This is a genomic window from Streptomyces sp. UNOC14_S4 (assembly GCF_020740835.1).
Lineage (GTDB): Bacteria > Actinomycetota > Actinomycetes > Streptomycetales > Streptomycetaceae > Streptomyces.
In genome coordinates this window covers 1-3,486 of record NZ_JAINFC010000660.1, presented here as the reverse complement: position 1 = coordinate 3,486, position 3,486 = coordinate 1, and the positions used below count along the sequence as shown (strand labels likewise).

General features: G+C 73.6%; 2 protein-coding genes. Both read right to left on the bottom strand.

Annotation, left to right across the window (positions count from 1 at the left end; translation table 11 throughout):
- Positions 1-2,648, bottom strand: a 2,648-nt coding sequence (locus K6I34_RS33865) for a type I polyketide synthase (RefSeq protein WP_229331874.1), incomplete at its 3' end; no start/stop codon positions are given.
- A 117-nt stretch (positions 2,649-2,765) separates the two neighbouring features.
- Positions 2,766-3,486, bottom strand: a 721-nt coding sequence (locus K6I34_RS33860; protein WP_229331873.1) for an acyl carrier protein, incomplete at its 5' end; no start/stop codon positions are given.

The following is a 3,486-nucleotide window of genomic DNA, read 5'->3' as shown; positions in this document are numbered from 1 at the left end:
AGGGCGGTGGTCACGGCCTCGGCCTCGGGGCGGTCGGCGCGCAGGGCGGGGACGAAGGCCAGGCCGTCGCCGGTGACGCAGTCCTGCGCCATCGCGGAGAGCACCCCGTCGGGGCCCAGCTCCACGAAGGTGGTGACGCCCTGCGCCTGGAGGGTGCGGACGGCGTCGAGGAAGCGGACCGACTCGCGGACGTGGCGGACCCAGAAGCCCGGGTCGGTGATCTCGGCCGCGGGCACGACGGCGCCGGTGAGGCCGGAGACGACCGGGATCCTCGGGGCCTCGTAAGTCAGCCGCTCCGCGACCTTGCGGAAGGCCTCCAGCATCGCGTCCATGCGGGGCGAGTGGAAGGCGTGGCTGACGGTGAGGCGCTTGGTCTTGCGGCCCTGTGCCTCGAAGGCGGCGGCGATCTCCAGCGCCGCGTCCTCGTCACCCGCGATCACCACGGACCGCGGGCCGTTGAGGGCGGCGATGCTCACGCCGTCGGTCAGCAGCGGCAGGACCTCGTCCTCCGCCGCCTGGATCGCGATCATGGCACCGCCCGCCGGGAGCCGCTGCATCAGGCGGCCGCGCGCGGCCACGAGCAGGGCCGCGTCGTCGAGCGAGAGCACCCCGGCGACATGGGCGGCGGCGAGTTCGCCGATGGAGTGGCCGGAGAGGAAGTCGGGCTTCAGACCCCAGGACTCGACGAGGCGGAACAGCGCCACCTCGACGGCGAAGAGCGCGGGCTGGGTGAAGCCGGTGCGGTCGAGCTCTTCGGCGTCGTCGCCGAACAGCACGTCCTTCAGCGGCCGTTCCAGGCGCGGGTCGAGCGCGGCGCACACCTCGTCGAACGCCGTGGCGAAGACCGGGTACGTCGCGTGGAGCTCGCGGCCCATGCCGAGCCGCTGGCTGCCCTGGCCGGTGAACAGGAACGCCGTCTTGCCGCGACCCTCGGTGCCCTGGACCAGGCCGGTAGCGGGCTCACCGGCGGCGAGGGCGGCGAGCCGGTCCAGGAATTCCCGGCGGTCCCCCGCGATGACCGCGGCCCGGTTCTCCAGGGCACTGCGGGTGGTGGCCAGGGAGCGGCCGACGGACAGCGCGTCCAGCTCGGGGTGGTCGGTGACGTGGGCGTGCAGCCGGGCGGCCTGGGCGCGCAGGGCGGCCTCGCCCTTGGCCGACAGCACCCAGGGCAGCAGCGGGAGGACGACGGACGGTTCGGCCGCCCCGGCCGCCACCGGCTCCGGGCTCTCGTCGCCCTCGTCCGCCGCCTCGGTTTCTGCCTCGGCCGTCGGGGCCTGCTCGATGATCAGGTGGGCGTTGGTGCCGCTGATGCCGAAGGAGGACACGGCGGCGCGGCGCGGGCGGCCGGTCTCCGGCCAGGGCCGGGCCTCGGTCAGCAGCTCGACGGCGCCCGCGGCCCAGTCGATGTGCGGGCTGGGTTCGTCGATGTGCAGGGAGCGGGGCACCGTGCCGTGCTCGATGGCCTTGACCATCTTGATGATGCCCGCGACACCGGCGGCGGCCTGCGTGTGGCCGATGTTGGACTTGACGGAGCCCAGCAGCAGCGGCCGGTCCGCGGGCCGCTCCTGGCCGTAGGTGGCCAGGAGCGCCTGCGCCTCGATCGGGTCGCCCAGCGTCGTACCGGTGCCGTGCGCCTCGACGACGTCGATCTGGTCGGACGTCAGCCGTGCGCTGGCCAGGGCCTGGCGGATGACGCGCTGCTGGGACGGGCCGTTGGGAGCGGTCAGGCCGTTGCTCGCGCCGTCCTGGTTGATCGCGACGCCGCGCACGACGGCCAGCACCCGGTGCCCGTTCCTGCGGGCGTCCGAGAGCTTCTCGACCAGGAGCATGCCCGCGCCCTCGGACCAGCCGGTGCCGTCGGCGGCCGCCGCGAACGACTTGCAGCGGCCGTCGAAGGACAGGCCGCGCTGGCGGCTGAACTCGGTGAACGTGCCGGGGGTGGACATCACCGTGACGCCGCCCGCCAGGGCCAGCGAGCACTCGCCGTTGCGCAGGGCCTGCATGGCCATGTGCAGGGTGACCAGCGACGACGAGCACGCCGTGTCGACGGTGACCGCCGGGCCCTCAAGACCGAAGGTGTACGAGACACGGCCGGAGGCGATGGAGCTGGAGCCGCCGGTGCCGAGGTAGCCCTCGACACCCGGCGGCACGGCGCGCAGCCGCGAGGCGTAGTCGTGGTACATCACGCCGGCGAAGACGCCGGTGCGGGTGCCCCGCACCGTCGTCGCGTCGATCCCGGCCCGCTCGAAGACCTCCCAGGTGGTCTCCAGCAGCAGCCGCTGCTGGGGGTCCATGGCGAGGGCCTCGCGCGGGTTGATCCCGAAGAACGCCGGGTCGAAGTAGTTGGCGTCGTGGAGGAATCCGCCCTCGCGGACGTAGCTGGTGCCCGCGCCGTCCGGGTCGTCGTCGAAGAGCCGCGCGATGTCCCAGCCGCGGTCGGTGGGGAACTCGGAGATCCCGTCCCCGCCCTCGGACACCAGCCGCCACAGGTCCTCGGGCGACTGGACGCCGCCCGGGTAGCGGCAGCTCATGCCGATGATCGCGATCGGCTCCTGGTTCTCCGACTCCACCTCCTGCAGGCGGCGCCGGGTCTCGTGCAGGTCGGCCGTCACCCGCTTCAGGAAGTAACGGAGCTTTTCCTCATTCATGTCGTGCGTTCCCCTTCGAGGAATCCGGAAGGTCGGGGCCGGTCAGGCCGCTCGCGGTCGCCGTATCGGTCGCGGTGTCGGTCGCCGTGTCGATGTCGGTCACGGTCACAGTCACAGTCAGGAGATCCCGAATTCCTTGCCGATGAAGTCGAAGAGGTCGTCGTCCGTCGCCGACTCGATCTCGTCGGTGACATCGACGCCGTCCTCCGGTGCCCGGCTGTCGCTCCACTGGGCCAGCAGGGCCTGGAGCCGGGCGGTGATCCTGCCCCGGCCCTCGTCGTCCGGGGCGGCCCCGTCGAGGGACGCCGCCAGCCGGTCGAGTTCGGCGAGCAGCGGCGTCACCGCGTCCGTGCCGTCCGGCACGAGCTCGGCGCCCAGGAAGCGGACCAGGGCCTCGGGTGTCGGGTAGTCGAAGATCAGCGTGGCCGGGAGGCGCACGCCGGTGGCCGAGCCGAGCCGGTTGCGCAGCTCGACCGCGGTGAGCGAGTCGAAACCGACCTCGCTGAACGAGCGCGCCGGGTCGACCGCTTCGGGGCCGGGGTAGCCGAGCACGGCCGCCACCTGCGCGCAGACCAGCTCGGTCAGCGTCTCCTCCCGCTCCGGCGCGGTCAGCGCGGCGAGCCTGCGTGCCATCGCCTCCGCCCCGGCGGCCGCGGCCGCCGCGGACTCGGCGGCCCGCCGCACCGGCGTACGCACCAGGCCGCGGAAGAGCGGCGGCAGCATGCCGCTGCCTGCCTGGGCGCGCAGCACGGTCAGGTCCAGCGGCATCGGCACCAGCAGCGCCTCGTCCGTACGGGCCGCCGCGTCGAACAGCTCCAGACCCCGCTCGGCGGTGATG